Source organism: Janibacter sp. A1S7, from assembly GCF_037198315.1.
GTDB classification, from domain to species: Bacteria; Actinomycetota; Actinomycetes; order Actinomycetales; family Dermatophilaceae; genus Janibacter; species Janibacter alittae.
In genome coordinates this window covers 827,661-852,417 of the sequence record NZ_CP144913.1, presented here as the reverse complement: position 1 = coordinate 852,417, position 24,757 = coordinate 827,661, and the positions used below count along the sequence as shown (strand labels likewise).

At 69.1% G+C, this 24,757-nt stretch carries 20 protein-coding genes and 1 tRNA gene; 9 read left to right on the top strand and 12 right to left on the bottom strand.

Translation table 11 applies throughout. From position 1 onward, the window contains the following. Position 1: 1 nt before the first annotated feature. Genes V1351_RS04195 through argS form a run of 3 tightly spaced genes read right to left on the bottom strand, consistent with a single transcriptional unit; the run spans position 2 to position 4,447 of the window. Positions 2-1,318 carry a homoserine dehydrogenase gene (locus V1351_RS04195; protein WP_338751003.1) on the bottom strand — a complete coding sequence of 439 codons (1,317 nt, stop codon included), beginning with the start codon at positions 1,316-1,318 and terminating at the stop codon, positions 2-4. Then, a complete protein-coding gene (gene lysA, locus V1351_RS04190; protein WP_338752453.1) occupies positions 1,315-2,784 on the bottom strand; it encodes a diaminopimelate decarboxylase in 1,470 nt (489 codons plus the stop codon). The genes V1351_RS04195 and lysA overlap by 4 nt, the downstream gene beginning before the upstream one ends. 19 nt (positions 2,785-2,803) lie before the next feature. Beyond that, complete coding sequence (gene argS / locus V1351_RS04185) at positions 2,804-4,447, bottom strand: arginine--tRNA ligase (RefSeq protein ID WP_338751001.1); 1,644 nt, start codon at positions 4,445-4,447, stop codon at positions 2,804-2,806. A gap of 99 nt (positions 4,448-4,546) precedes the next feature. Here argS and V1351_RS04180 point away from each other — a divergent pair. Then, positions 4,547-4,622 (top strand) — tRNA-Arg (locus V1351_RS04180). 102 nt (positions 4,623-4,724) lie between these two features. Here V1351_RS04180 and V1351_RS04175 read toward each other — a convergent pair. The 8 genes from V1351_RS04175 to V1351_RS04140 form a co-directional block, all read right to left on the bottom strand. Beyond that, positions 4,725-5,900, bottom strand: coding sequence for an IS481 family transposase (locus tag V1351_RS04175; RefSeq protein ID WP_338750181.1), 1,176 nt, complete (start codon positions 5,898-5,900; stop codon positions 4,725-4,727). A gap of 272 nt (positions 5,901-6,172) precedes the next feature. Continuing rightward, positions 6,173-7,348 carry an IS481 family transposase gene (locus tag V1351_RS04170; RefSeq protein WP_338750181.1) on the bottom strand — a complete coding sequence of 392 codons (1,176 nt, stop codon included), beginning with the start codon at positions 7,346-7,348 and terminating at the stop codon, positions 6,173-6,175. Positions 7,349-7,723: 375 nt separating this feature from the next. After that, the gene (locus tag V1351_RS04165) at positions 7,724-8,215 is read right to left on the bottom strand and encodes a Gmad2 immunoglobulin-like domain-containing protein (RefSeq protein ID WP_338751000.1); all 492 of its coding nucleotides are present in this window, start codon (positions 8,213-8,215) and stop codon (positions 7,724-7,726) included. A 92-nt stretch (positions 8,216-8,307) separates the two neighbouring features. Continuing rightward, the gene (locus V1351_RS04160; RefSeq protein ID WP_338750999.1) at positions 8,308-8,451 is read right to left on the bottom strand and encodes a methionine/alanine import family NSS transporter small subunit; all 144 of its coding nucleotides are present in this window, start codon (positions 8,449-8,451) and stop codon (positions 8,308-8,310) included. Continuing rightward, positions 8,448-10,016, bottom strand: a complete 1,569-nt coding sequence (locus V1351_RS04155; RefSeq protein WP_338750998.1) for a sodium-dependent transporter — start codon at positions 10,014-10,016, stop codon at positions 8,448-8,450. Before V1351_RS04155 ends, V1351_RS04160 begins: the two co-directional genes overlap by 4 nt. Positions 10,017-10,175: 159 nt before the next feature. Next, on the bottom strand, positions 10,176-11,249 hold the full coding sequence (locus tag V1351_RS04150) for a YihY/virulence factor BrkB family protein (protein WP_338750996.1): 1,074 nt from the start codon (positions 11,247-11,249) through the stop codon (positions 10,176-10,178). Between the two features lie 128 nt (positions 11,250-11,377). After that, positions 11,378-12,406, bottom strand: a complete 1,029-nt coding sequence (locus tag V1351_RS04145; RefSeq protein ID WP_422389018.1) for a hemolysin family protein — start codon at positions 12,404-12,406, stop codon at positions 11,378-11,380. After that, positions 12,406-13,731, bottom strand: a complete 1,326-nt coding sequence (locus V1351_RS04140) for a hemolysin family protein (RefSeq protein WP_338750992.1) — start codon at positions 13,729-13,731, stop codon at positions 12,406-12,408. Before V1351_RS04140 ends, V1351_RS04145 begins: the two co-directional genes overlap by 1 nt. 25 nt (positions 13,732-13,756) lie before the next feature. Between V1351_RS04140 and V1351_RS04135 the strand changes: the two genes are divergently transcribed. The 8 genes from V1351_RS04135 to V1351_RS04100 all read left to right on the top strand — a co-directional run bounded on the left by V1351_RS04135 (position 13,757) and on the right by V1351_RS04100 (position 23,696). Further along, positions 13,757-14,746: an ABC transporter ATP-binding protein gene (locus tag V1351_RS04135; RefSeq protein WP_338750990.1), complete on the top strand. Its 990-nt coding sequence runs from the start codon at positions 13,757-13,759 to the stop codon at positions 14,744-14,746. Then, positions 14,743-15,546 (top strand): ABC transporter permease, encoded by an 804-nt coding sequence (locus V1351_RS04130; protein ID WP_338750988.1) that lies wholly within the window; start codon positions 14,743-14,745, stop codon positions 15,544-15,546. Before V1351_RS04135 ends, V1351_RS04130 begins: the two co-directional genes overlap by 4 nt. Positions 15,547-15,715: 169 nt before the next feature. Further along, complete coding sequence (locus V1351_RS04125) at positions 15,716-19,546, top strand: multifunctional oxoglutarate decarboxylase/oxoglutarate dehydrogenase thiamine pyrophosphate-binding subunit/dihydrolipoyllysine-residue succinyltransferase subunit (protein ID WP_338750986.1); 3,831 nt, start codon at positions 15,716-15,718, stop codon at positions 19,544-19,546. A gap of 1 nt (position 19,547) precedes the next feature. Next, positions 19,548-19,733, top strand: a complete 186-nt coding sequence (locus V1351_RS04120; protein ID WP_185990315.1) for a DUF6104 family protein — start codon at positions 19,548-19,550, stop codon at positions 19,731-19,733. 49 nt (positions 19,734-19,782) lie between these two features. Then, positions 19,783-20,442 (top strand): GDSL-type esterase/lipase family protein, encoded by a 660-nt coding sequence (locus V1351_RS04115; protein WP_338750982.1) that lies wholly within the window; start codon positions 19,783-19,785, stop codon positions 20,440-20,442. 181 nt (positions 20,443-20,623) lie between these two features. Further along, complete coding sequence (locus tag V1351_RS04110) at positions 20,624-21,889, top strand: NRAMP family divalent metal transporter (protein WP_338750981.1); 1,266 nt, start codon at positions 20,624-20,626, stop codon at positions 21,887-21,889. Between the two features lie 71 nt (positions 21,890-21,960). Continuing rightward, a complete protein-coding gene (locus V1351_RS04105; protein WP_338750979.1) occupies positions 21,961-23,196 on the top strand; it encodes a DUF2157 domain-containing protein in 1,236 nt (411 codons plus the stop codon). After that, positions 23,193-23,696, top strand: coding sequence for a GDYXXLXY domain-containing protein (locus V1351_RS04100; RefSeq protein WP_338750977.1), 504 nt, complete (start codon positions 23,193-23,195; stop codon positions 23,694-23,696). Before V1351_RS04105 ends, V1351_RS04100 begins: the two co-directional genes overlap by 4 nt. 88 nt (positions 23,697-23,784) lie before the next feature. On the opposite strand, the gene V1351_RS04095 is transcribed toward V1351_RS04100, so the two are convergent. Then, positions 23,785-24,612: an SGNH/GDSL hydrolase family protein gene (locus tag V1351_RS04095; RefSeq protein WP_338750975.1), complete on the bottom strand. Its 828-nt coding sequence runs from the start codon at positions 24,610-24,612 to the stop codon at positions 23,785-23,787. Between the last annotated feature and the right edge of the window lie 145 nt (positions 24,613-24,757).

The window sequence follows — 24,757 nt, the reverse complement described above, 5'->3', positions numbered from 1 at the left end:
GTCAGCTTCCTTCCACGCGCATGACGGAGGTGACCTCGTTGACCGCGTCGAGCTGGGCGAGCTCGTCGACCGTCGCGGAGAGCGCGGCATCGGTGGCCGCGTGGGTGACGATGATCAGCATCGCTCGCGGAGCGCCCTCGTCATCGGTGACGACCTGCTGGCGGACCGTCTCGATGGACACATCGTGCTCGGCGAACTTCGTCGCGACGGACGCCAGGACGCCCGAGCGGTCCGCGACCTCGAGGCTGACGTGGTACCGGGTGACCGCCTGGCCCATCGACAGCACCGGCAGGTGTGCGTAGCTGCTCGCCCCGGGGCCGCGGCCACCGGTGACCCGGGTGCGGGCGACGGCGACGATGTCACCGAGCACGGCGCTGGCGGTCGGGTCTCCCCCGGCCCCCTGCCCGTAGAACATCAGGTCGCCCGCGCCCTCGGCCTCGACGAAGACCGCGTTGTAGGCCTCGCGCACCGATGCCAGCGGGTGGGTCAACGGGATCATCGCCGGATGCACCCGCGCGGAGATACCGGTGCCGTCGGGGGTCTCGACCTTCTCGCAGATCGCGAGCAGCTTCACCGTGCACCCCATGTCCTGCGCGGCCTGGATGTCGCGGGCGCCCACACCGGTGATGCCCTCGCGGTGCACGTCCTCGGTGCCCACGCTCGAGTGGAAGGCCAGCGAGGAGAGGATCGCGGCCTTCGCGGCGGCGTCGAAGCCCTCGACGTCGGCGGTCGGGTCGGCCTCGGCGTACCCGAGGGACTGGGCTCGCTCGACGGTCTCGAAGAGCCCGGCACCGGTGGTGTCCATCGCGTCGAGGACGAAGTTGGTCGTGCCGTTGACGATGCCGATGACGCGGTTGATCGAGTCGCCCGCGAGCGAGTCGCGGATCGGGCGCAGGATCGGGATCGCGCCGGCGACCGAGGCCTCGTAGTACAGGTCGACCCCACGGTCGATGGCGGCCGCGTGCAGGCTCGCGCCGTCCTCGGCCAGCAGCGCCTTGTTGGCGGTGACGACCGATGCACCGTGCTCCATCGCGCGCAGGATCAGCCCGCGGGCCGGCTCGATGCCGCCGATGAGCTCGACGACGATGTCGGCGCGGGTGACCAGCTCCTGGGCGTCGGTGGTGATCAGGCCCGGGTCGACGCCCAGGTCGGAGCGGTCGCGCCCGGCCCGGCGCACGGCGATGCCGACGATCTCCAGCCGGCGCCCGATGCGCTGCTCGAGGTCGTCGGCCTGCTCGAGCAGCATCCGCACGACGGAGCCGCCGACGGTGCCGCCCCCGAGGAGGGCGACGCGAAGGGGTGCGGCGGGGGTGGTCATCGGACCTCCTGGGACGGGGTGGACGGGCTGTCGTCGACGTCGAGGGCGAGCAGGTCCTCGATCGTCTCGCGGCGGACGATGACTCTGGCGACACCGTCCCGGACCGCGATGACCGGGGGCCGCGGGGTGTGGTTGTACTGGCTGGACAACGACCGGCAGTACGCGCCGGTGCCGGGCACCGCGATCAGGTCGCCGGCGACGATGTCCTCGGGCAGGTACTCGTCCATCACGACGATGTCACCACTCTCGCAGTGGCTCCCGACGACGCGCACCAGGCGCTGCTCTGCCTGCGAGGTGCGCGAGGCCAGGGCGCAGGAGTAGTCCGCGCCGTAGAGGGCCGTGCGCACGTTGTCGCTCATCCCGCCGTCGACGCTGACGTAGGTGCGGGTCAGGTCGGCGGTGACCTCGACGTCCTTGATCGTGCCGATCTCGTAGAGGGTGAAGGCGCTCGGACCGGCGATCGCGCGGCCCGGCTCGATGGAGATCCGCGGTGTGGGCGCCTGCGGGTGCTCCTCCTGGAAGGCCTTGAGCTCGCGCTCGACGAGGCTGCCCATCTGCTCGCCGAGCCGGCGCGGGGTCAGCGGGTCGTGCTCGGAGGTGTAGGCGATGCCGTACCCACCACCGAGGTCCATCTCGGTCATGTGGATGCCGTGCTCGTCGGCGACCTCGGTGTGCAGCTCGATCAGGCGGCGGGCCGCGATCTCGAAGCCGGCGGTGTCGAAGATCTGGCTACCGATGTGGCTGTGCAGACCGAGCAGGTGGAGGGACTCCCCCTTCGCCACGACGCGGTCGACGGCCGCCCGCGCGAAGCCGTTGGCCAGGGAGAAGCCGAACTTCTGGTCCTCGTGGGCGGTGGCGATGAACTCGTGGGTGTGCGCCTCGACACCGACGGTCACGCGGACCATGACCCGGGCGACGACACCCAGGTCGGCGGCGATCTCGGCGACGCGGTCGATCTCGGCGAAGGAGTCGACGATGATCCGCCCGACGCCCCACTCGATCGCCTGGCGCAGCTCCGCACGCGACTTGTTGTTGCCGTGCAGGCCGATGCGCTCGGGCGGGAAGCCGACCCGCTGCGCGACGGTCATCTCGCCGGCGGAGCAGGTGTCGAGGTGCAGACCCTCCTCCATGATCCAGCGGGCGACGGCCGTGCACAGGAAGGCCTTGCCCGCGTAGTAGACGTCGACGCCACCGAGCGCCTCGAAGCCCGCGGCGAAGTCGTCGCGGAAGTCCCCGGCGCGGCTGCGGAAGTCGTCCTCGTCGAGCACGTATGCGGCAGTGCCGAACTCGCGCGCGAGGTCGGTGACCGACACCCCGGCCACGGTGAGCGCACCGCTGTCGTCGCGGGCGGTGTTGCGCGCCCACAGCTGCGGCATCAGCTCGGACAGGTCCTCCGGCTCGGGGAGCCAGTTGGGCTGGATGCCGTAGCCGTCGGCGTGCAGTGTCCCGGCCTCGTGGGCCCTCATGTTCGTCGCCACGACCGCCTCACATCCGCTCGGGCGCCGAGACGCCCAGCAGGTCGAGTCCGTTGGCCAGCACCTGGCGGGTGGCGTCGTTGAGCCACAGCCGGGTGCGGTGCGTGTCGGTGATCTCCTCGTCGCGGCGCGGCCGGATGCGACAGGTGTCGTACCACTTGTGCAGGTGGCTGGCCAGGCCCTCGAGGTAGCGGGCGACGCGGTGCGGCTCGCGCAGCTGCGCCGCGTGGGCGACGATCCGCGGGAAGTCACCCAGCGCGGCCAGCAGGGCCGCCTCGGTCGGGTCGGACAGCAGGCTGGGGTCGAAGCCGGCGTCGCGGTCGACGCCGTCCTGCGCGGCCAGGCGCGCGACGTTGAAGGTGCGGGCGTGCGCGTACTGGACGTAGAAGACGGGGTTGTCGTTGGTCTGCTTGCGCAGCTCCTCGCCGTCGAGGTTCAGCGGCGAGTCCGCGGGGTAGCGTCCCAGCGAGTACCGCACGGCGTCGGTGCCGATCCAGGAGATGAGGTCGCGCAGCTCGATGATGTTGCCGGCGCGCTTGGACAGCTTGGCCCCGCCGAGGTTGACCAGCTGGCCGATGCGGATCTCGATGTTGCGGTCGGGGTCGTCGCCGGCGCAGGCCGCGATCGCCTTCAGGCGGCTGACGTAGCCGTGGTGGTCGGCGCCCAACAGGTAGATCTTCTCCGGGAAGCCGCGGTCCTTCTTGTCCAGGTAGTAGGCGGCGTCGGCGGCGAAGTACGTCGGCACCCCGTCCGAGCGGACCATGACGCGGTCCTTGTCGTCGCCGAAGTCGGTCGTGCGCAGCCACACCGCGCCGTCGCGGTCGTCGACGTGACCCTGCTCGCGCAGTCGGGTGATCGCGGCCTCCACCGCACCGCCCTCGTGCAGGGTCGTCTCGGAGAACCACACGTCGAATTCCACGCCGAAGTCCGTCAGCGTGCCCCGGATGTCGCCCAGCTGGGTCTCGTACGCGAGCTGCCGGGCGGTCGCCAGAGCCTCGTCGTGCGGCAGGTCGAGCAGGTCGGGACGCAGGCGAAGGGCGGTGGCCGCCAGGTCGTCGACGTACGCCCCGGGGTAGCCGCCCTCGGGGGTGGGCTCCCCCTTCGCGCTCGCCAGGACGGAGGCGCCGAAGGTGTCCATCTGCGCGCCCGCGTCGTTGATGTAGTACTCGGCCGTGACGTCGGCGCCGGAGGCGATCAGCAGGCGGCGCATCGAGTCGCCGAGCGCGGCCCAGCGGGTGTGCCCGATGTGCAGGGGCCCGGTCGGGTTCGCGGAGATGAACTCGATGTTCATCGTGTGCCCGACCATCGCCTCGTTGCGGCCGTAGGTGGCGCCGGCGTCGACGATGGAGCGTGCCAGCTCACCCGCGGAGGCGGCGTCGAGGGTGATGTTGAGGAACCCGGGGCCGGCGATGTCCACCGAGGCGATGCCCTCGGCTGCGCGCAGGCGCTCCCCGACGAGGGCGGCCACGTCGCGCGGCTTCATCCCCGCCGGCTTGGCGAGCTGCAGCGCGATGTTGCTCGTCCAGTCCCCGTGCTCCTTCTGCTTCGGTCGCTCCACCCGGATCTCGGCGGGAACGTCGACGGCCAGATCGCCGGCATCGACGGTGGCGGAGAGGGCGGCGCGGATCGCTGCAGAGAGCTCTTCGGGGGTCACGGTCGCTCAGTCTAGGTCCGCACGCGCCGCCCCCGTGTCGGCGGATCGATTCTCGGGACGGCGGGCGCTGGTGTTAATCTCATCCGGCACATCACATTTGCCTCCGTAGCTCAGGGGATAGAGCACTGGTTTCCGGTACCAGGGGCCGCAGGTTCGAATCCTGCCGGGGGCGCCACTGTCCTGAGTCGCGACATCGTTTACACGGTGTCGCGACTCAGGACTTTTTTGTAGGTTCGCGGGGCTTGTCGTCGATGTCGCGACTCATCGGTGTCAACGATCAGGTGGGTGGTCGGGTGGCTGGTTGGTAGTCGCGGGTGGGGTCGATGTGGTGTTCGGCCAGGATTTCTGCGGTTTCTGCGTGGCTGGTGATCACGTGGTCATCGTGGATGAGTAGGAGCACGGGTTGGCCTGCCAGGGCGCGTCCGAGGCCCAGGTGACGCATCTTTCCGGCGTAGCGCAGGGACACGGTCCCGGCGGCGGCGATTTTGTCCGTGCGGGTGCGCCATTCGGGGTCATGCGCTGGGGTGGCGGGAGTGGCTTTGGTCTGTGCGGTGTAGGCGGTCGCGGGGGTGCGTCGGCCGATGGAGCGGTGCGGGCGTTGGTGGTTGTACCAGTGGGCGAACTCGTCCAGGAGGGCTTGCAATTCGGTGGTGGTGGACGGTGCCGGTCGGGGGCGTAGCCACTTCTTGAGGGTCTGGTGGAAGCGTTCGATCTTGCCCTGGGTCTGCGGGTGGCCGGGGTGCCCGTTCTTCTGCTCGATGTGGTGGGCTTGCAGGAGCTTCTCGAAGCCATTGCGGCCACCCGTGCGGCCGGCCAGGCGAGCGGTGAAGACCAGCCCGTTGTCGGTCAGGGTCGAGGCCGGTACGCCGTGGGTGTCGATCAGTTCTTGCAGTGCGGCCACGACCATGGGCCCGCTGTAGGCAGATGCGGCACGCAGGAACAGCAGGTAGCGGGAGTGGTCGTCCAGGAAGTCCAAGACGTCCACGCGGGTGCCATCAGCGAGGAAGCAGTAGGTGATGTCGGCCTGCCAGCACCCGTTGGGCAGGTCTGCCTCGAAGCGGATGTAGGAGGACTTCGGGCGCTTCTTCGGCTCCGGGACCACCAACCCCTCAGCGTGCAGGATCCGCCGGATCGTGGAGGTCGACGGCGCCATCAACCCCTCATCGCGCAGGTGCCAAGCAATGGTTTCCGGGCCGGCGTCCGCGCCGTCGGCGTGGAGCTGACGACGCAACTGGACAATCCGCCCGTGCACCGCCTGACTCGTGGTCCCCGGTCGTGACTTCGGTGCCTTGCTGCGCGGTGCCAGTCCTTGCGGGCCATCGGCCCGGTACCGAGTCACCAGCGTGTGCACCCACTGACGCGTGACCCCGAACCGCGCCGCGGCCTGCGCGACCGTCAACCCCTGATCCAGCACCGACCGCACGATCACCTGATTCTTCTCACGAGAGTTCATCACCAATCGTCCGCGCCGCGCGAGCGTCAACGATGACCCGACTCACCGGTCAACGATCACCGACCTGAATCTGTCAACGATGACCCGACTCACCCATCACCGGTCATCGACACCCGCCACGACCTAACCTGTCAACGATGTCGTGAACCTAAACACTGCCGGGGGCGCCACTGTCCTGAGTCGCGACATCGTTTACACGGTGTCGCGACTCAGGACTTTTTTGTAGGTTCGCGGGGCTTGTCGTCGATGTCGCGACTCATCGGTGTCAACGATCAGGTGGGTGGTCGGGTGGCTGGTTGGTAGTCGCGGGTGGGGTCGATGTGGTGTTCGGCCAGGATTTCTGCGGTTTCTGCGTGGCTGGTGATCACGTGGTCATCGTGGATGAGTAGGAGCACGGGTTGGCCTGCCAGGGCGCGTCCGAGGCCCAGGTGACGCATCTTTCCGGCGTAGCGCAGGGACACGGTCCCGGCGGCGGCGATTTTGTCCGTGCGGGTGCGCCATTCGGGGTCATGCGCTGGGGTGGCGGGAGTGGCTTTGGTCTGTGCGGTGTAGGCGGTCGCGGGGGTGCGTCGGCCGATGGAGCGGTGCGGGCGTTGGTGGTTGTACCAGTGGGCGAACTCGTCCAGGAGGGCTTGCAATTCGGTGGTGGTGGACGGTGCCGGTCGGGGGCGTAGCCACTTCTTGAGGGTCTGGTGGAAGCGTTCGATCTTGCCCTGGGTCTGCGGGTGGCCGGGGTGCCCGTTCTTCTGCTCGATGTGGTGGGCTTGCAGGAGCTTCTCGAAGCCATTGCGGCCACCCGTGCGGCCGGCCAGGCGAGCGGTGAAGACCAGCCCGTTGTCGGTCAGGGTCGAGGCCGGTACGCCGTGGGTGTCGATCAGTTCTTGCAGTGCGGCCACGACCATGGGCCCGCTGTAGGCAGATGCGGCACGCAGGAACAGCAGGTAGCGGGAGTGGTCGTCCAGGAAGTCCAAGACGTCCACGCGGGTGCCATCAGCGAGGAAGCAGTAGGTGATGTCGGCCTGCCAGCACCCGTTGGGCAGGTCTGCCTCGAAGCGGATGTAGGAGGACTTCGGGCGCTTCTTCGGCTCCGGGACCACCAACCCCTCAGCGTGCAGGATCCGCCGGATCGTGGAGGTCGACGGCGCCATCAACCCCTCATCGCGCAGGTGCCAAGCAATGGTTTCCGGGCCGGCGTCCGCGCCGTCGGCGTGGAGCTGACGACGCAACTGGACAATCCGCCCGTGCACCGCCTGACTCGTGGTCCCCGGTCGTGACTTCGGTGCCTTGCTGCGCGGTGCCAGTCCTTGCGGGCCATCGGCCCGGTACCGAGTCACCAGCGTGTGCACCCACTGACGCGTGACCCCGAACCGCGCCGCGGCCTGCGCGACCGTCAACCCCTGATCCAGCACCGACCGCACGATCACCTGATTCTTCTCACGAGAGTTCATCACCAATCGTCCGCGCCGCGCGAGCGTCAACGATGACCCGACTCACCGGTCAACGATCACCGACCTGAATCTGTCAACGATGACCCGACTCACCCATCACCGGTCATCGACACCCGCCACGACCTAACCTGTCAACGATGTCGTGAACCTAAACACTGCCGGGGGCGCCACATCCGTCACGCGAATATCGGGTGACCCGATATTCGCCTGGTTCACCCGGGTTTCCTACCCCTGCGAACCCCTAGAAACTCCAGCACAGGCCCGAGCTCCACACCCGAGCACAGGCCCGAGCTCCACGCCGAAGGGCGCCGATCCGAGCGGACCGGCGCCCTTCGTCATGACTGCGCGGGACTCTCCCTCACGACCAGGTGGGACTCACAGGGCCCGGGGCACCCGGATCACGTCACCCACCCGGATCAGGTTGGGGTTGGTGATCGCGGGGTTGGCGTGCAGCAAACGGTGGTGGAGGCTGCCGTTGCCGTAGTGCGTCTGCGCGATGCCCCACAGCGTCTCGCCCGAGCTGACAACGTGCTCGAGGTAGGTGTCGTACCCGGGGACGATCAACCCACCGAGGATGATCGGCACCACCTGGGTGTCGAGCTCGGACCCGTCCCTCGCGGAGACGTGGAAGACCTCGACGAACGCGGTGTGCAGGGTGAACGCGGCGCCCGAGACGTCGACCGCGACCTGGAACTGGCCGTGCCCACCGATACCGTCACCGGCCATGAAGTAGCCGGTGACCTCGTCGTGCCCCTCGGTGACGCGGTAGTTGAAGTTCGCCTCGAAGGCTCCACCGGCGGTGCCGGCGACCATCACGGTGTCGCCGACGATGTCGTGCGGCTGCGGTTGCTGGACCTCGATGCTCATGGTTCCCCCACGGTGACGAGTTGTCCCTGACAAAGATACCGCGGTTGGCGCCTGCCGGACAGGCGCCAACCGCGGTTCTCTCGTGCCGGGTGTCAGAGGTCCCGGTGCAGCTCGGCGGTGCGCACGTCGTCCGGGTCGACGTCACCGCGCACCATCAGATTCGTGATGGCGGCGGCGAGTCCGCCCCAGATGATCAGCATCGCGATGATCATCATGATGATGGCTCCTGCAGTCATTCCTGCTCACCTCCGTCGGCCAGCGCGTGCTCGGCGTACAGATCGCCCGGGTCCTCCACAGCGGTCACGCCCCGCCAGGGCAGGAAGGACAGGATGATGGCGATGATCGGCAGTGCCGCCGCCATGCCCCAGCCGAAGGTGTTCACCAGGCTGGCCGGGTAGTCCCCGTAGGGCGCCTCGAGCTTGTCCTGGAACTCCTGGAAGAGCATCACGGCCAGCGCCACCGGGATGACCACGGCCACGAGTGCCTTCCACCAGCCCAGCAGCTTGATCGAGCCGTGCACGTTCATGTGGGCCGCCATGACCGGCAGCTTGCGGAAGACCCAGGACAGCGCCAGCATCACGATCAACGAGGCGCCGACGATGCCGAAGGAGTTGACGAAGGCATCCATCGTGTCCAGCACGTAGAGCCCGCCGGTGGTGGAGAAGACGGCGATGCTGACGACGGCCATCGGGATACCCACGACGAACGTGGCCGCCCGACGGGAGATGCCCGCCTTGTCACGGACCGCACCGATGATCACCTCCACGATCGAGATGAGCGAGGTCAGGCCGGCGAGCACGAGGGAGCCGAAGAAGAGCACCCCGATGAAGGCGCCGCCGGGTGCCTCGTTGATGATTGTCGGGAAGGCGACGAAGGCCAGGCCGATCCCGCTGGCGACGACTTCGTCGATCGCCTGACCGGTCGACTGTGCGATGAAGCCCAGCGTCGCGAAGACACCGATGCCGGCGAGCAGCTCGAAGCCGGAGTTGGAGAACGCCACGACGGCACCGGAGCCGGTCATGTCGGTCCGGGGCTTGACGTAGCTGGCGTAGGTGATCATGATCCCGAAGCCGATGGAGAGGCTGAAGAAGATCTGCCCCACGGCCGAGATCCATACGCTGCTGTCCTTCAGCGCCGCCCAGTCCGGGGTGAAGAAGGCGTTCAGACCGTCGGTGGCCCCGTCCAGGGTGAGCGAGTAGATCACCAGGAGCGCGAAGGCGACCAGCAGCACCGGGATGAAGACCAGCGCGGTCCGTCCGATGCCCTTCTGGATGCCCATGGCCAGGACCCCGACGGTGATGACCCACACGACGATCATCAGCAGCAGCACCTGCGGGACGTAGTCCATCGTGGGCCCGGGGTTGTCGGCCACCTGGAGGAAGTCGCCGTTGAGGTAGGTCGCCGGGTCGTCCCCCCAGCCCAGGTTGAAGGAGAGGAACGTGTACTTGATCGCCCAGGCGATGATCGCGGCGTAGTAGACGCCGATCACCGCGGCGACCAGGACCATCCACCAGCCGATCCACTCCGCTCCCTTCGAGAAGCGGCGCAGTGACAACGGAGCGGACCCGCGGTTGCGGTGCCCGATCGAGTACAGGAAGTACAGCAGTGGGATGCCGGCGAGGACCAGCGCCACCAGGTACGGGACGAGGAAGGCCCCACCGCCTCCCTCGTAGGCGACGTACGGGAAACGCCAGATGTTTCCCAGGCCGACCGCGGACCCGATGGCCGCGAAGATGAAGACCCTGCGGGACGAGAACCCGTCCTTGACGTGTTTGGGCCGTACGGCCCTCTCGGTCGCCACGTTTTCCTCCCTGAGTGGACGTTGGCCGGACGTATGATCCGGATCACTCCACTGTACGGCCAGTCCCATACGTCCCACCAGCACCCCTGCGTACCAGCCGCACCGCTGCCGGTCAGCCCCGCGGACGCGAAGGGGGCCACCGGCCGGGACGGAGCGGGATCAGGTCTTGTCCGGGTCCGAGGTGCGTCCGGCGCTGCGGCGCAGGGCGGCGCCCTTGTCGATGTCCTGCTGGTCCTTGTCGGCGTCCTTGACGATCTTGGTGTCGTCGCGGAGGGGGAGTTGGATGTCGCGTTCGGCCTCGATGCCGGCGATCAGCTCGCGGGAGCGTTCGAGCTCGGCGTCGACCTCGGCTCCGAACAGCAGCGCCAGGTTGGTGATCCACAGCCACAGCAGGAAGATGATCACTCCGGCGAAGGAGCCGTAGGTGCTGCCGTAGCTGGCGACGGTGGCGATGTAGATGCCGAAGGCGATCGAGACGAGGATCCACACCAGGATCGCGATGGCGGCACCGACGCTGATCCAGCGGAACTTCGGCTGCTTCACGTTCGGGGTGGTGTAGTACAGCATCGCCACGATCAGCATCACCAGGACCAGCACGAGCGGCCACTTGGCGATGCTCCACACGCTCAGCGCGGCCGAGCCCAGGCCGATGAGGTCGCCGACGGCCTGGGCGGCCGGGCCGGAGAGCACGAGCATCAGCGCGACGAGCACCACCAGCACGACCATGACCAGGGTGATCAGCAGCATGATCGGGCGCAGCTTCCAGATGGGGCGCCCCTCGCCGATCTCGTAGACCCGGTTCATCGCCCGGCTGAAGGCGGTGACATAGCCCGAGGCCGACCACAGCGCGGTGGCCAGACCCAGGATCAGCGCCAGGCCGGCTCCCGGGGCACTGGCCAACGAGCTGACCACCGGCTCCAGCGTCTGCGTCGCCGAGCTGCCCAGGACCTGCTCCAGCACCGGCATGACCGCATCGACCGTGCTCTGGCTCTGCCCGACGAGTCCCAGCAACGAGAAGATCGCGATCAGCGCCGGGAACGCCGCCAGCACCGAGTAGTAGGTCAGCGCAGCCGCCAGATCGGTGCACTGGTCATCGAGAAACCCCCGAAGAGCACGACGAGCGGTGTACTTCCACCCCGAGCCGGTGACCTTGGTGGGGCTGCCCGGCTTCGCGCTGTGCTCCGGGTGCGGCGCGCCCCTGCGCGCGTCGTCCTCGTGGGTCCTGGTGCTCATCAGACGCTCCGATCTGCGGCACCGGCGGCGAGCGGACCTCGCACCGTGCCGCCGCTTATCGCGTAAACCTAGCGTCGAGCGGGGGCCGGAGCAAACACCTCTCGAGCGCCGGCCCGGCGCGAAGGGGGTCAGCCGCGCTGGGTCGAGTCGGTCACCTCACCGACGAGCTCCTCGATGACGTCCTCGAGGAAGACCACGCCGCTGACGGCACCGTCGTCGCCGACGACGCGGGCCACGTGGGTGCCGGTGCGTTGCATGGTCCGCAGCACGTCCTCGACCTCGTCATCGGGGCGGACGGTGGCCATCCGGCGCAGGCGCTTCGCGGGCACGGGCTGGCTGCGCTGCTCCTCGTCGGCGTAGAGCACGTCCTTCAGGTGCAGGTAGCCGCTGAGGTCTCCCCCGTCCCCGGTGACCGGGTAGCGCGAGAAGCCGTGCTTGGCCACGAGCCGCTCGATGTCGTCGGGCGTGGCGCCGGGATCAACGGTGATCAGCTGTCCGAGAGTCACGGCGACGTCGCCGGCATCCTTGTCGGAGAACTCCAGCGCGGCACCGACGAGCCCGTACTTCTCCGCCTCGACGAGCCCCTCCTTGTGGGACTCGGTGACGATGTGCTGGACCTCCTCGGCAGTGAAGGCGGCGCCCACCTCGTCCTTGGGGTCGATCCCCATCGCCCGGACGAAGGCCTTGGACACCCCGTCCATCGCCAGGATGACCGGCTTGGTGACCTTCATGACCCACATCAGCGGCGGCACGAGGATCATCGCGGAGCGCTCCGGCCCGGCGATGGCGATGTTCTTGGGGACCATCTCGCCGACGACCACGTGCAGGTAGACCACGATCAGGATCGCCAGCACCAGCGAGACGGTGCCGGTGATGGCATCGGGCACGCCGATGCTCTCCATCACCGGGTTCAGCGCGTGGTGCAGCGCCGCCTCCGAGACCGCACCGAGGAGCACCGAGCAGATGGTGATGCCCAGCTGACAGGTCGCGAGCAGCACACCGGTGTGCTGCATGGCGTCGACGGCCACGGCAGCACGCTTGTTGCCCTCGTCGGCGAGGGGCTCGAGCTGGCTGCGGCGGGCCGCCATCGCGGCGAACTCCGCACCGACGAAGAAGGCATTGCCCAGCAGCAGCGCGATGGTGACGACGACCGGGATCACTGCTGCTCACCCCCTTCGCCCTCGGCCGTGGCGTGCCGGATGAACCGCAGCCGGTCCACCCGGTGGTTGTCCATGTCGACCACGGTCACCTCCCAGCCGTCGATCCGCACGACGTCCTCGACCTGCGGGACGCGACCGAGCTCGGCCATGACCCAACCGCCGACGGTCTCGTACGCCGCGCCGTCGGGCACCGGGGCACCGATGCGGTCCTGCACCTCGTCGGGGCGCCACAGTCCCGGCACCGTCCAGACGCCTTCGCTGAGCAACCGACCGGTGGTCTGGGCGAGGTCGTGCTCGTCATGGACCTCACCGACGATCTCCTCGACGAGGTCCTCGAGCGTCACCAGTCCGGCGGTCCCGCCGTACTCGTCGACGACGACTCCCATCTGCAGACCGGCTTCGCGCAGCTGCAGCAGCAACGGATCCAGGCGCAGCGTCTCCGGGACGACGACGGCGTCGATCATCAGCGCGGAGACGGGCACGGAGTCGCGGCGCTCGTGCGGGACGGCGATGCCCTTCTTGACGTGGACGACGCCGTCGATGTCGTCCCAGTCGTCGCCGGCCGTCACGGGGAAGCGCGAGTGGCCCGTCCGGCGGGCGAGCGCGACGAGGTCCTCGGCCGTGGCGGTGCGGTCGATGGCACTGGCCCGGTTGCGGGGGGTCATCACGTCGGCGGCGGTCTGCTCGCCGAAGCCGAGCGAGCGAGCGACGAGCCGGCCGGTGCCGGAGTCGAGGGTGCCGGCCTCGACGGAGGTGCGCACGAGGGAGGCGAGCTCGGTGGGGCTGCGTGCGGCGGACAGCTCCTCCTGCGGCTCGATACCCATCCGGTGCAGCACCCAGTTGGCCGAGCCGTTGAGCACGATGATCGCGGGCTTGAAGATCGCGCCGACGACCCGCATCGGCACGGCGACGACCTTGGCGGTCCCCAGCGGGGCGGAGACGGCGAGCGTCTTGGGGACCATCTCGCCGAGGATCATCGAGAACACGGTGGCGATCAGCAGGGCGATACCGCTCGCCGTCCCGGTCGCTGCCCGCGGCGACATCCCGGCCGCCTCCAGCCCCGGTGAGATGAGCGCACCGATGGCCGGGTTGGCAATGTACCCCAGCGCCAGCGTGGTGACGGTGATGCCGACCTGGCAGGCGGACAGCAACGTCGACAGGCGGCGAAGGGAGCCGAGCACGGGCTTGGCCCGGGTGTCACCGTCGTCGACGGCCCGCTGGACGGCCGGGCGGTCGAGGGCGACGAGGGAGAACTCGGCGGCGACGAAGAGTGCGGTGCCCAAGGTCAGGACGAGGGCTAAGAGGAGTAGACCGATGGTCATGATGGCCAGATCCTATGATGGGCAGATGACTTCCGTGTCCGGCGCACGCGTCGAAGTACGCAACCTGACCAAGAAATTCGGCGACTTCACCGCCGTCGACGACCTCAGCTTCACCGTCGAGCCGGGGCGGATCACCGGCTTCCTCGGCCCCAACGGCGCGGGCAAGACCACGAGCCTGCGGATGCTGCTCGGACTGATCCGCCCCACCTCGGGCACGGCCACGATCGACGGGCAGAACTACGCCCAGCTCGACCAGCCGATCACCCACGTCGGCTCCGCGCTCGAGGCCACCAACTTTCACCCCGGCCGCACCGGTCGCGACCACCTGCGCGTCCTCGCGGCGCCCGCCGGTGTCCCCGACGCCCGGGTCGACGAGCTGCTCGAGCTGACCGGCATCCCGGCCGCCGCCCGCAAGCGCGCCGGCGGCTACAGCATGGGCATGCGGCAGCGCCTGGGCCTGGCGGCAGCGCTGCTGGGCGACCCGCGCCTGCTCGTCCTCGACGAGCCGGCCAACGGCCTGGACCCCGAGGGCATCCGGTGGCTGCGCGGCTTCCTGCGCCACCTGGCCGCCGAGGGGCGCACGATCCTCATCTCCAGCCACCTGCTGCAGGAGGTGGACCAGACGGTCGACGACGTCATCATCATCAGCAACGGCAAGCTCGTGCGGGAGGGGACGGTCGGTGACCTGCGCGGAGCCGCCAGCTCCCTCGTGCGCACGACCGACACCGACACCCTCGTCGGGGCACTGCGGGTCGCCGACGTGACCGCGACGCCCGGGCAGGACGGCGAGGTCGTCGTCGACACCGACGACCTGCGTCTCATCGGCGACGTCGCGCTGCGCGCCGGTGTCCCGGTCCACGAGCTGCGGCCCCTGGCCGCGGACCTCGAGCAGCTCTTCTTCTCCCTCACCGAGGGCAGCAACCGCAACCTCGGCTCGGCCGTGGAGTCCGTCGGCGAGCACGCCGAACCGATGACGCCCGTCGCAGGCGCCGGCCAGGAAGGCAAGGACAGATGATGCTGGGTGCGATCCGCTCCGAGTTCCGCAAGTACTTCACCACCCGCATGTGGTGGGGCATGGCCATCGCCGTCTTCGTCGTCAGCGCGGCCTTCGCGGGCCTCTTCGGCTTCCTGATGACGATGGACCAGGCGGGCGTCCCCCCCGAGCAGCAGATGGCCGGCAGCCCCGAGCAGGTGGCCAACTCCGTCTACACCGCCGGGCTGAGCGTGGCCTACCTGCTCACGCTGGCCATCGGTGTCATGCAGATCGGTAGCGAGTACCGGCACAAGACGATCACCTCCACCTTCCTCGGGGTGCCCAAGCGCGCCACGGTCATGGGGGCGAAGATCATCTCCCTGCTCGTCATCGGCGCCATGTACGGCGTCATCTCGCTCCTGGGATCCGTGGGCGTGGGCGCCGCCGTGCTCAGTGCCCGGGGCGCCGAGGTCTTCCCGGCCGCCGGGGTCGCCCGCACGCTGGCCCTGAGCCTGCTCGTCCTGGGCCTGTGGGCGCTGATCGGTCTGGGCGCGGGCATCCTCATCCCCAACCAGGTCGCGGCCCTGCTCATCGCCATCGGTGTGGCGTGGATCGTCGAGCCGTTGGCCGGCTTCGCGCTCACCTTCTGGGACTGGGGCCAGGACGTGGCCCAGTACCTGCCGTCGGCGGCGACCCAGGCGATGGTCAGCGGCGTCACCGGAGGCCCCAACGGCGGCGGCGCCCAGCTGGAGTGGTGGGGTGGTGCGCTCGTCCTCGTCGGGTACGCCGCGCTGCTCGCCGGGATCGGGTCGTGGCGCACGGTGCGGGCCGACATCAGCTGATCCACACCCTCCGATGACCGAGGGGTGACACGGTGCGGGCCGCCGACCCGCGCATGGCGCTGCTCACGTTAGGCTTGATCCCAGTAGGGGTCCGCGGTGACTTCGGGCCCCGGTTCGCGACTGTGATGAAAGAGGCGTATGCGCCGTGCCTGACCCCCAGGATGGCTCCGTGTCCCTGAACGACTTCGGCCCCAACGAATGGCTGGTCGACGAGCTGTACGAACAGTTCAAGCAGGATCGCAACAACGTCGACGAGGCGTGGTGGGAGTTCTTCGAGAACTACGAGCCCGGCCAGGACGGCAGCGGCAACGGCACGACGGCGAAGGGGGCCACCCCCGCCTCGACGTCCGACCAGTCGACGAAGGCCGAGCCGACGCCGGCCGAGCCCACGAAGGCCGAGCCGAAGAAGAGCGAAGCCAAGGCCGAGCCCACGAAGAGCGAGCCCAAGAAGAGCGAAACCAAGGCCGAGCCAACGAAGAGCGAGCCCAAGAAGAGCGAAGCCAAGGCCGAGCCCACGAAGGCCGAGCCGAAGAAGAGCGAGCCGAAGAAGAGCGAGCCCAAGAAGAGCGAAGCCAAGGACGACTCGGCGGACGCGCCGCAGGAGGAGCGGACCCCCCTTCGCGGCGTCGGCGCACGCGTGGTGACGAACATGGAGGCCTCCATCGAGGTCCCCGTCGCGACGAGTGTGCGCGCCGTCCCGGCGAAGCTGCTCATCGACAACCGCATCGTCATCAACAACCACCTCAAGCGCAGCCGTGGTGGCAAGGTCTCCTTCACCCACCTCATCGGCTACGCGATGGTCAAGGCCATCTCGCGCATCCCCTCGATGAACGTGCACTACGACACGGACGAGAAGGGCAAGCCGGTGGTCGTGCAGCCGGGCCACATCGGTCTGGGCATCGCCATCGACCTGGAGAAGAGCGACGGCACCCGCCAGCTGATGGTCCCCGCGATCAAGCCCGCGGACCAGATGAACTTCACCGACTTCTGGCGCGCCTACGAGGAGATCGTCAAGAAGGCCAGGGGCGGCAAGCTGACCCTCGACGACTTCTCCGGCACGACCGTCTCGCTGACCAACCCCGGCGGCATCGGCACCGTGCACTCCATCCCGCGCCTGATGAAGGGCCAGAGCGCCATCATCGGCGTCGGCGCCCTGGACTACCCGGCCGAGTGGCAGGGCGCGAGCGCCGAGACGATCAACCGCAACGCGGTCTCCAAGCTGCTGACGCTGACCTCCACCTACGACCACCGCGTCATCCAGGGTGCGCAGTCGGGTGAGTTCCTGCGCCTGATGCACGAGTACCTGCTCGGGGCGGAGGCGTTCTACGACGAGATCTTCGAGAGCCTGCGCATCCCGTACGAGCCGGTGCGCTGGGCGCCGGACATCTCCGCCACGCACGACGACGACATCAACAAGGTCGCCCGTGTGCAGGAGCTGATCCACTCCTACCGGGTCCGCGGTCACCTCATGGCCGACATCGACCCGCTGGAGTACAAGCAGCGTCGCCACGAGGACCTCGACATCACCAGCCACGGCCTGACGCTGTGGGACCTCGAGCGCCACTTCGCCACCGGCGGGTTCGGCGGCGAGCCCTTCCTCAAGCTGCGCAAGATCCTGGGCATCCTGCGGGACTCGTACTGCCGCACCACCGGCATCGAGTACATGCACATCCAGGACCCCGGGCAGCGTGCCTGGATGCAGGAGCGCGTGGAGGTCGGCTACAAGAAGTCCACCAGCGACGAGCAGCTGCGCGTCCTGCGCCGCCTCAACGCCGCCGAGGCCTTCGAGACCTTCCTGCAGACGAAGTTCGTCGGGCAGAAGCGCTTCTCCCTCGAGGGCGGCGAGGCCGTCATCGCGGTCCTCGACCGCATCATGTCCCGCTCGGCGGAGGAGGGCATGGACGAGGTCTGCATCGGCATGCCCCACCGCGGTCGGCTGAACGTGCTGGCGAACCTCGCCGGCAAGTCCTACGCACAGATCTTCCGCGAGTTCGAGGGCAAGCTGGACCCGAAGTCCGTGCAGGGCTCCGGCGACGTGAAGTACCACCTGGGCACCGAGGGCGAGTTCACCGGTGAGGGCGGCTCCAAGACCAAGGTCTACCTCGCCGCCAACCCGAGCCACCTCGAGGCGGTCAACCCGGTGCTCGAGGGCATCGTGCGCGCCAAGCAGGACCGCCTCAACCACGCCGGCGAGGACTTCCCGGTGCTGCCGATCCTGATGCACGGCGACGCGGCCTTCGCCGGCCAGGGCGTCGTCGCGGAGACGCTCCAGCAGAGCCAGCTGCGCGGCTACCGCACCGGCGGCACGATCCACGTGGTCGTCAACAACCAGGTCGGCTTCACCACCGCCCCCTCGGCCAGCCGCTCGTCGTGGTACTCCACCGACGTCGCGCGGATGATCCAGGCACCGATCTTCCACGTCAACGGCGACGACCCGGAGGCCTGCGTTCGGGTCGCCGAGCTCGCCTTCGAGTTCCGGCAGACGTTCCACAAGGACGTCGTCATCGACGTCGTGTGCTACCGCCGTCGCGGTCACAACGAGGGCGACGACCCGTCGATGACCCAGCCGCTGATGTACAAGCTCATCGAGAACAAGCGCTCGGTGCGCAAGTTGTACACCGAGGCGCTGATCGGTCGCAACGACATCACGCCGGAAGAGGCCGACGAGGCGATGCGCGACTACCAGGCCCAGCTCGAGCGGGTCTTCGCGGAGACCAAGGAGGCGCTGAAGAACTCCCCCGACTCCCCCGACGACCCGGGCGGCTCGGACAACGCGGGCCTGGAGCGGCCGGCCTCGCAGACGACCGACGACACGAAGCGCTCCGCCACGGAGACCGGTGTCGAGATGAGCGACCTGAAGCACATCGGTGGCATGTTCATCTCGCCGCCGGAGGACTTCACGATCCACAACAAGCTGCAGAAGGCCATGGAGAAGCGGGCCGCCTCGGTCACCGAGGGCGGCATCGACTGGGGCACCGGCGAGATGCTCGCGCTGGGTTCCCTCCTCATGGACGGCACCCCAGTGCGGCTGACCGGCCAGGACACGCGCCGCGGCACCTTCGTGCAGCGCCACGCGGTCCTGATCGACAAGCTGACCGCCGAGGAGTGGACGCCGCTGAACTACCTCGGTCACGGCCAGGCCCGATTCTGGGTCTACGACTCGCTGCTGTCGGAGTTCGCGGCGGTGGGCTTCGAGTACGGCTACTCCGTCGAGCGCCCGGACGCGCTCGTGCTGTGGGAGGCGCAGTTCGGCGACTTCGTCAACGGTGCCACGACGATCATCGACGAGTTCATCTCCTCCTCGGAGCAGAAGTGGGGGCAGAACTCCTCGGTCGTCCTCCTGCTGCCGCACGGCTACGAGGGTCAGGGGCCGGACCACTCCTCCGCGCGCATCGAGCGCTTCCTGCAGATGTGCGCCGAGGAGAACATGACGGTCGCCTTCCCGTCGACGCCGGCGAGTTACTTCCACCTGCTGCGTCGTCAGGCCTACCACCGGCCGCGTCGTCCGCTGATCGTCTTCACCCCGAAGTCGATGCTGCGGCTGCGTGCGGCGGCGAGCAGCCCGGAGGACTTCACCAGCGGCGGATTCCGCGGGGTGCTGCCGGACCACGCCGACGCGCCGACCGGGGACCAGGTTACCCGGGTGATCATCGCCTCCGGCAAGGTCATCTACGACCTCGAGGAGGAGCGGGCCGAGCGCAAGGACGAGCAGACCGCGATCGTGCGCCTCGAGTGCTACTACCCGCTGCCGAGTGCGCAGCTGGCCGAGGAGCTGGCGAAGTACCCGAACGCCGAGATCGTCATCGTGCAGGAGGAGCCCGAGAACATGGGCGCCTGGCCCTTCTTGGCCATGAACCTCCCGGCTGACCTTGCCGAGCACGGCGAGGAGCGTCCGCTGCAGGTCGTCGCCCGCCCCGCGAGCGCCGCCCCGTCGGCCGGCACGGCCAAGATGCACAAGGTCGAGCAGGAGCAGCTCCTGCGCGAGGCCTTCGACCGCTGACGTGTACTTCACCGACCGCGGTATCGAGGAGCTCGCGGATCGGCGTGGTGAGGAGCTGGTCACTCTCGAGTGGGTGAGTGACCAGCTGCGCCACTTCGTCGATCTCAACCCCGAGTTCGAGACTCCCGTCGATCGACTTGCCTCCTGGCTGGCACGCCTCGACGACGACGAGCTCGACGACGAGTAACGTCTGCGCTGTACCTGACCGCACCACCACCCCCAGGAGCACCCCCGACGTGAGCGGCACCCCGATGACGGACGCAGCCGGCAACGAGTTCAATCCCAGCGCGAGCTTCGCACCCGAGGAGGGGCGACGGGATGTCTCGTTGGTCTTCATCGGTGACTCCTTCGTCGCCGGTATCGGTGACGAGAAGGCGCTGGGCTGGACCGGGCGCGTCCTCGCCCGCACCACCCTCGGGGACGCCGTGCTGGCCCACTACAACCTCGGGCTGCGCGGCGAGACCTCCGGCGGGGTGTCCCAGCGCTGGCAGTCCGAGGGCGTCCTGCGCTTCCAGGACGCCACCGAGCGTCGCCTCGTGGTGCAGGTCGGGCACGCGGACGTCGCTGCGGGCACCTCGATCGCCCGGCACCGGCTCAACCTGGCCAACGTGCTGGACGAGGCCGCGAGCCAGGGTGTGGGGACCTTCGTCGTCGGTCCCCCGCCGACGGCCGATGCGGACACCAACGAGGCCCTCCGTCAGCTCGTCGACGCCCAGCGCGACGTCTGCGACCGCCGGGGCGTGCCCTTCGTCGACACCTTCACCCCCCTCGTCGGCCACGACCAGTGGGAGGCGGACATCGCCGCCTCCGCCGACGGCGTGCACCCCGGCCAGGCGGGCTACGGCCTCATCGCCTGGCTGGTCCTCCACCACGGCTGGGGCGACTGGCTCGCCTGAGTCGCCCCCTTCGCGCTGGGTCCGCCCTGGTGCTGGTTGGAGATGGACCGGCGTGGTCCAGGGCGTGTCCCGTCACAGGAGACCGGTCCCAAGACGCGCTCATACATCGAACGAGCGGGGCGGAGGAGGCGCCGCTCCTCTGCGGGTGTGAGCGCGAGGAGCCGCTGCTAACGTGCCGCGCATGACCACCACCGAGGAGAGCCACGCCACGACGGCATCGACCTGGCGCAGCCGGTGGTCGGCCCTGGGCCCCGGGCTCCTGGCCGCCTCGGCCGCGATCGGCGCCTCGCACCTGATCTCCTCCACCCAGGCGGGTGCGCTCTTCGGGTGGCAGCTCGTCGGTCTGATCCTGCTGGCCAACCTGTTGAAGTACCCCTTTTTCCGCTTCGGCCCGCAGTACACCGCCGAGACCGGCCACAGCCTCGTCGAGGGGTATGCCCGCCGGGGTCGGGTCTACCTGTGGGTGTTCTTCGTCCTCGCGGCGCTGTCCTCGGTGGTCTCGACGGCGGGGGTCGCGCTGCTGTGCACGGTGATCCTGGCCTACCTGGTGCCGGCGTCGTGGGGCATCGGCGTCCCGGTGCTGGCGGCCGCCCTGATGGTCATCACCTGGCTGCTGCTCGTCGGTGGCCACTACAAGGCGCTCGACCGGGTCACCAAGCTCATCCTCAGCGTGCTCGCGCTCTCCACCGTGGTGGCCGTGATCATGGCGGCGAGCCAGGGTGCGGTGCGGCAACCGGGGTTCGTCGAGCCCTCCCCGTGGAACCTCGCGACCCTGCCCTTCCTCGTCGCGCTCGTCGGGTGGATGCCGGCACCGATCGAGATCAGCGCGCTCAACTCGCTGTGGGTCAAGGCCAAGGCGGAGGACCGCACGGTGCACGTGCGTGACGTCCTCTTCGACTTCAACACCGGCTACGTCGTCTCGACGATCCTGGCCGTCTTCTTCGTCGGGCTCGGTGTCTTCGTCCAGTACGGCAGCGGCGAGGAGCTCGAGCTGGCCGGTGGCGCCTACATCCCGCAGCTGATGGACATGTACGGGGACGCGATCAGCACGTGGGCGACGCCGATCATGGCGATCATCGCCTTCGCGGTCATGTTCGGCACCGTGATCTCCGTCGTGGACGGCTACGGGCGAGCCTGCGCGGAGTCGTTGCGTCTGCTGCGCGGCCAGCCGGAGATGACCCGCCGCCACAAGGAGGTGTGGATCACCGGTATCGCCGGGATCGGTCTGGCGATCGTGCTGTGGATGAGCGCGGAGCTGGGCACGATGCTGCGCTTCGCGATGATCAGTGCCTTCCTGACCGCGCCGGTCTTCGCGTGGCTGAACTTCTCGATCATCCGCAGCGAGCGCCGGCTCTCCCCGGGCATCCGGGTGCTGACCTACCTCGGGCTCGCCTTCCTCATCGGTTTCGGGGTGCTCTTCCTCGTCTCGGAGCTCGGCCTGCTCTGACCCGACTCCGGCGAAGGGGGTTAGGTCCACCTACTCATGGCGCGTCGGGGCCTTCCCGGGATACTCCTGCCATGGACACCATCTCGCACGCGAGCGCACCGCGTGAGGTCAGCAGGCAGCAGCATGCCTGGTTGCGCACAGAGGTCGTCGGGTGGCGGGACGCGGGGATCATCGACGACGTGCAGGCGGCGGCCATCAGCGACCGCTACCGGCCCGTGTCGGGCTCGGCCGCTTCGGTGCTCGGGCGCATCATGCTCCTGCTCGGCGGCGGCTTCGTCGGCGTCGGCCTGATCTGGCTCGTCGCGGCCAACCTCGACGACCTCTCGCCCACGGCGCGCTTCGTCACCGTCGCGGCCCTGTGGCTGGCCGTCCTCATCGGTGGCGAGGTGCTCGCCGCCCGCCGCGCCTCCGCGCCGCTCGTCGGAGGGATCCGGTTGCTCGCCGCACTCGGCTTCGGTGCGCTGATCATGCAGGCGGCGCAGTCGCTGCAGGTGCCCGCCTACGAGCCGATGCTGGTCGGGTTGTGGTCGCTCGGTGCCATGCTGCACGCGCACCTGACGCGATCGGTGATGCCCTTCCTCGTCGGTCTGGGGACGGGCATCCAGTGGTGGATCTGGCAGCCCCTGTGGACGGACGGCACTGCGATGATGGGTGCGGTCCTCTCGCTCGGTGCGGGTGCGATCGTCGCCGCATCTCTGGCGGTGCTCTGCGACGGCTGGGCCCGCTCCTTCGCCTGGTGGTGGCGTCTGACCGCGGCGGCGCTCGCCCTGGCCGCCCTCTTCGTCGCTGCCATCCCCGGGCTCTACGACGGGTTCGACTGGTCGCTGTGGTTGGGCCTCGAGCTCGGCGCAGCGCTCGTACTCACCGCAGCCGCGGTGGCCCTGACGGTGCGCCGATCCGATCGCGCCTGGATCGAGCCGGTCGGGGCACTCGCCGTCCTCATCGTGGCCGCACTCCTTGCGCTGTGGGACGTCGACACCGACGTCAGGGACGTCGGATTCGACCAGTGGGCGCACGCGGCGCTGAGCATCATCGCCTACGTCGCTCTCGCGGTCGGGCTGCTCGCGCTGGACGTCCTGCGCCAGCACCGCGCCATCAGCTGGATCGCGATGGCCGCCCTGGTGACCTTCACGACCTTCCAGAGCTTCGCGGTCTTCGTGCCGATCGTCACCGGTGCGTGGCTCTTCGTGGTCCTGGGCGTGGTCTTCCTCGGCACCGGGACGCTCGTCGACCGGGCTCGGCGTCGTGTGGCCCGCTCTCTCGACCCGGTCACCGGACAGGGCACTGATGAAGGAGCGCAGCGATGAAGCGCATCGTCACGGTCGCGGTCATCGCGCTCGCCCAGCTGGTCCTCGTCGGTGTCGCGGTGGCGCCCCAGCTGTCGGCGCGCGTGGCCGGGGAGAGCCATCTGGTGCGGGTGGCGCCGCTGGACCCGATCGACCCCTACCGCGGGGCCTACGTCAGCCTGGACTACCCCGACCTGCAGCCCCCGCCGGAGGGCGAGGTCGCTGACGACACCGGTCTGGGCGCACTCGACGACGGGGAGACAGGCGCCGTCTACATCACGCTGCGGCAGGACGGCGACGTCTGGGTGGCTGATCGGTGGCTGCGCGAGCGGCCCTCGGACACCCCGTACCTGGCCTGTGACGACCGCTCGTGGGAGGTCCGCTGCGGGATCGAGAGCTGGTTCCTGCCGCAGGAGAAGGCGCAGGCCCTCGAGGCCGACCTCGCCGATGGCGCCTACGCCGAGATCCGCGTCGACGGGCGCGGCAACACCGCCCTGGTCGACGTGCGCGAGCACCCCTGAGACCACTCGAGCCCCACCCCCACCCGCTGGGTCACGGTGATCTCGCGCGGCCGGGGCCGCGGATGACCTCGACCGGCGGCACGGGCCGTCAGCCGGTCAGCGCCTCGTCCACCGTCTGCGCCCACAGCTGCGATCCGGCCTCTGAGGGGTGCATCTCGTCCAGCCGCAGGTTTTCCGGCGCCTGGTCGGACTCGGCGAAGGCGGCCGCGACGTCGATCGTCGGCAGGCCCGCGCCCTGCGCCCACGACCCGATCGCCTCGCGCACGTCGGCGTTGGCGTCGTCGGCCTGCGGGTTCTGCAGGAGGACGACGATCGGCGTCTCGGGTGCCTGATAGGCGATGGCCTGACGCAGCGCCTCCATGGACTGCGTCGCGGCGTCGGTGGAGGAGTAGACGTGTCCGTAGTTCAGCAGCACCAGGTCCGGGTCGGACGAGGGCCACATCGCGTCCCAGTGCTCGACCGGGTAGTCGGCGGTCGTCTGGGGCATTCCCCCGGACCACAGCCGGGTGCTCTCGCTCGACCCGCTGTATCCGTTCTCGGTCTCGGTCATCCACATGGCCCCCGGCATGCCCTGCTCCTCCGCCCACAGGAAGGCCCACTCGTCCCACCCGTCGCCGGTGCCGTCGCCGAGGACGAGCACCTGGGAGCCGCCCTCGGCGAAGGCCTCGCGCGCCGCGTCCATGCTCGCGTCACCCTCCGGCGAGGTGGCAGAGCTGCTCGACGGGCCGGCGGACGCGGAGACCGTGCTCGCGGATGGGCTCGAGCTCGCTGCGGACGTGCTGGCGGCCTCGGCCGTGCCGCTGTACTGCCCGTTGTCCATGAAGACGAAGGCCCACATCCCGGTGACCACCACCACGAGCACGAGGACCAGGAGGAGCGTCAGCGCCGACGAACGACGATCGGAGGATCCAGCCATGGGCGCACACTATCGGCGCGGGCCGGTGTTCGGGGATGCACGGGATCATCCTCGCCGGGGGATCGGGACCAGGGTGCACCCGATCGCGCTCGGGTGTCCACGCAGCTGATGCCGGTCTACGACAAGCCACCCGCGGTACGGCATG

Coding starts and splice junctions, on each gene's coding strand:
- V1351_RS04195 (WP_338751003.1), bottom strand. CDS start 1,318: ATGACCACCCCCGCCGCACCCCTTCGCGTCGCCCTCCTCGGGGGCGGC.
- lysA (WP_338752453.1), bottom strand. CDS start 2,784: ATGAGGGCCCACGAGGCCGGGACACTGCACGCCGACGGCTACGGCATC.
- V1351_RS04175 (WP_338750181.1), bottom strand. CDS start 5,900: ATGAACTCTCGTGAGAAGAATCAGGTGATCGTGCGGTCGGTGCTGGAT.
- V1351_RS04170 (WP_338750181.1), bottom strand. CDS start 7,348: ATGAACTCTCGTGAGAAGAATCAGGTGATCGTGCGGTCGGTGCTGGAT.
- V1351_RS04165 (WP_338751000.1), bottom strand. CDS start 8,215: ATGAGCATCGAGGTCCAGCAACCGCAGCCGCACGACATCGTCGGCGAC.
- V1351_RS04160 (WP_338750999.1), bottom strand. CDS start 8,451: ATGACTGCAGGAGCCATCATCATGATGATCATCGCGATGCTGATCATC.
- V1351_RS04150 (WP_338750996.1), bottom strand. CDS start 11,249: ATGAGCACCAGGACCCACGAGGACGACGCGCGCAGGGGCGCGCCGCAC.
- V1351_RS04140 (WP_338750992.1), bottom strand. CDS start 13,731: ATGACCATCGGTCTACTCCTCTTAGCCCTCGTCCTGACCTTGGGCACC.
- V1351_RS04135 (WP_338750990.1), top strand. CDS start 13,757: ATGACTTCCGTGTCCGGCGCACGCGTCGAAGTACGCAACCTGACCAAG.
- V1351_RS04130 (WP_338750988.1), top strand. CDS start 14,743: ATGATGCTGGGTGCGATCCGCTCCGAGTTCCGCAAGTACTTCACCACC.
- V1351_RS04110 (WP_338750981.1), top strand. CDS start 20,624: ATGACCACCACCGAGGAGAGCCACGCCACGACGGCATCGACCTGGCGC.
- V1351_RS04105 (WP_338750979.1), top strand. CDS start 21,961: ATGGACACCATCTCGCACGCGAGCGCACCGCGTGAGGTCAGCAGGCAG.
- V1351_RS04100 (WP_338750977.1), top strand. CDS start 23,193: ATGAAGCGCATCGTCACGGTCGCGGTCATCGCGCTCGCCCAGCTGGTC.
- V1351_RS04095 (WP_338750975.1), bottom strand. CDS start 24,612: ATGGCTGGATCCTCCGATCGTCGTTCGTCGGCGCTGACGCTCCTCCTG.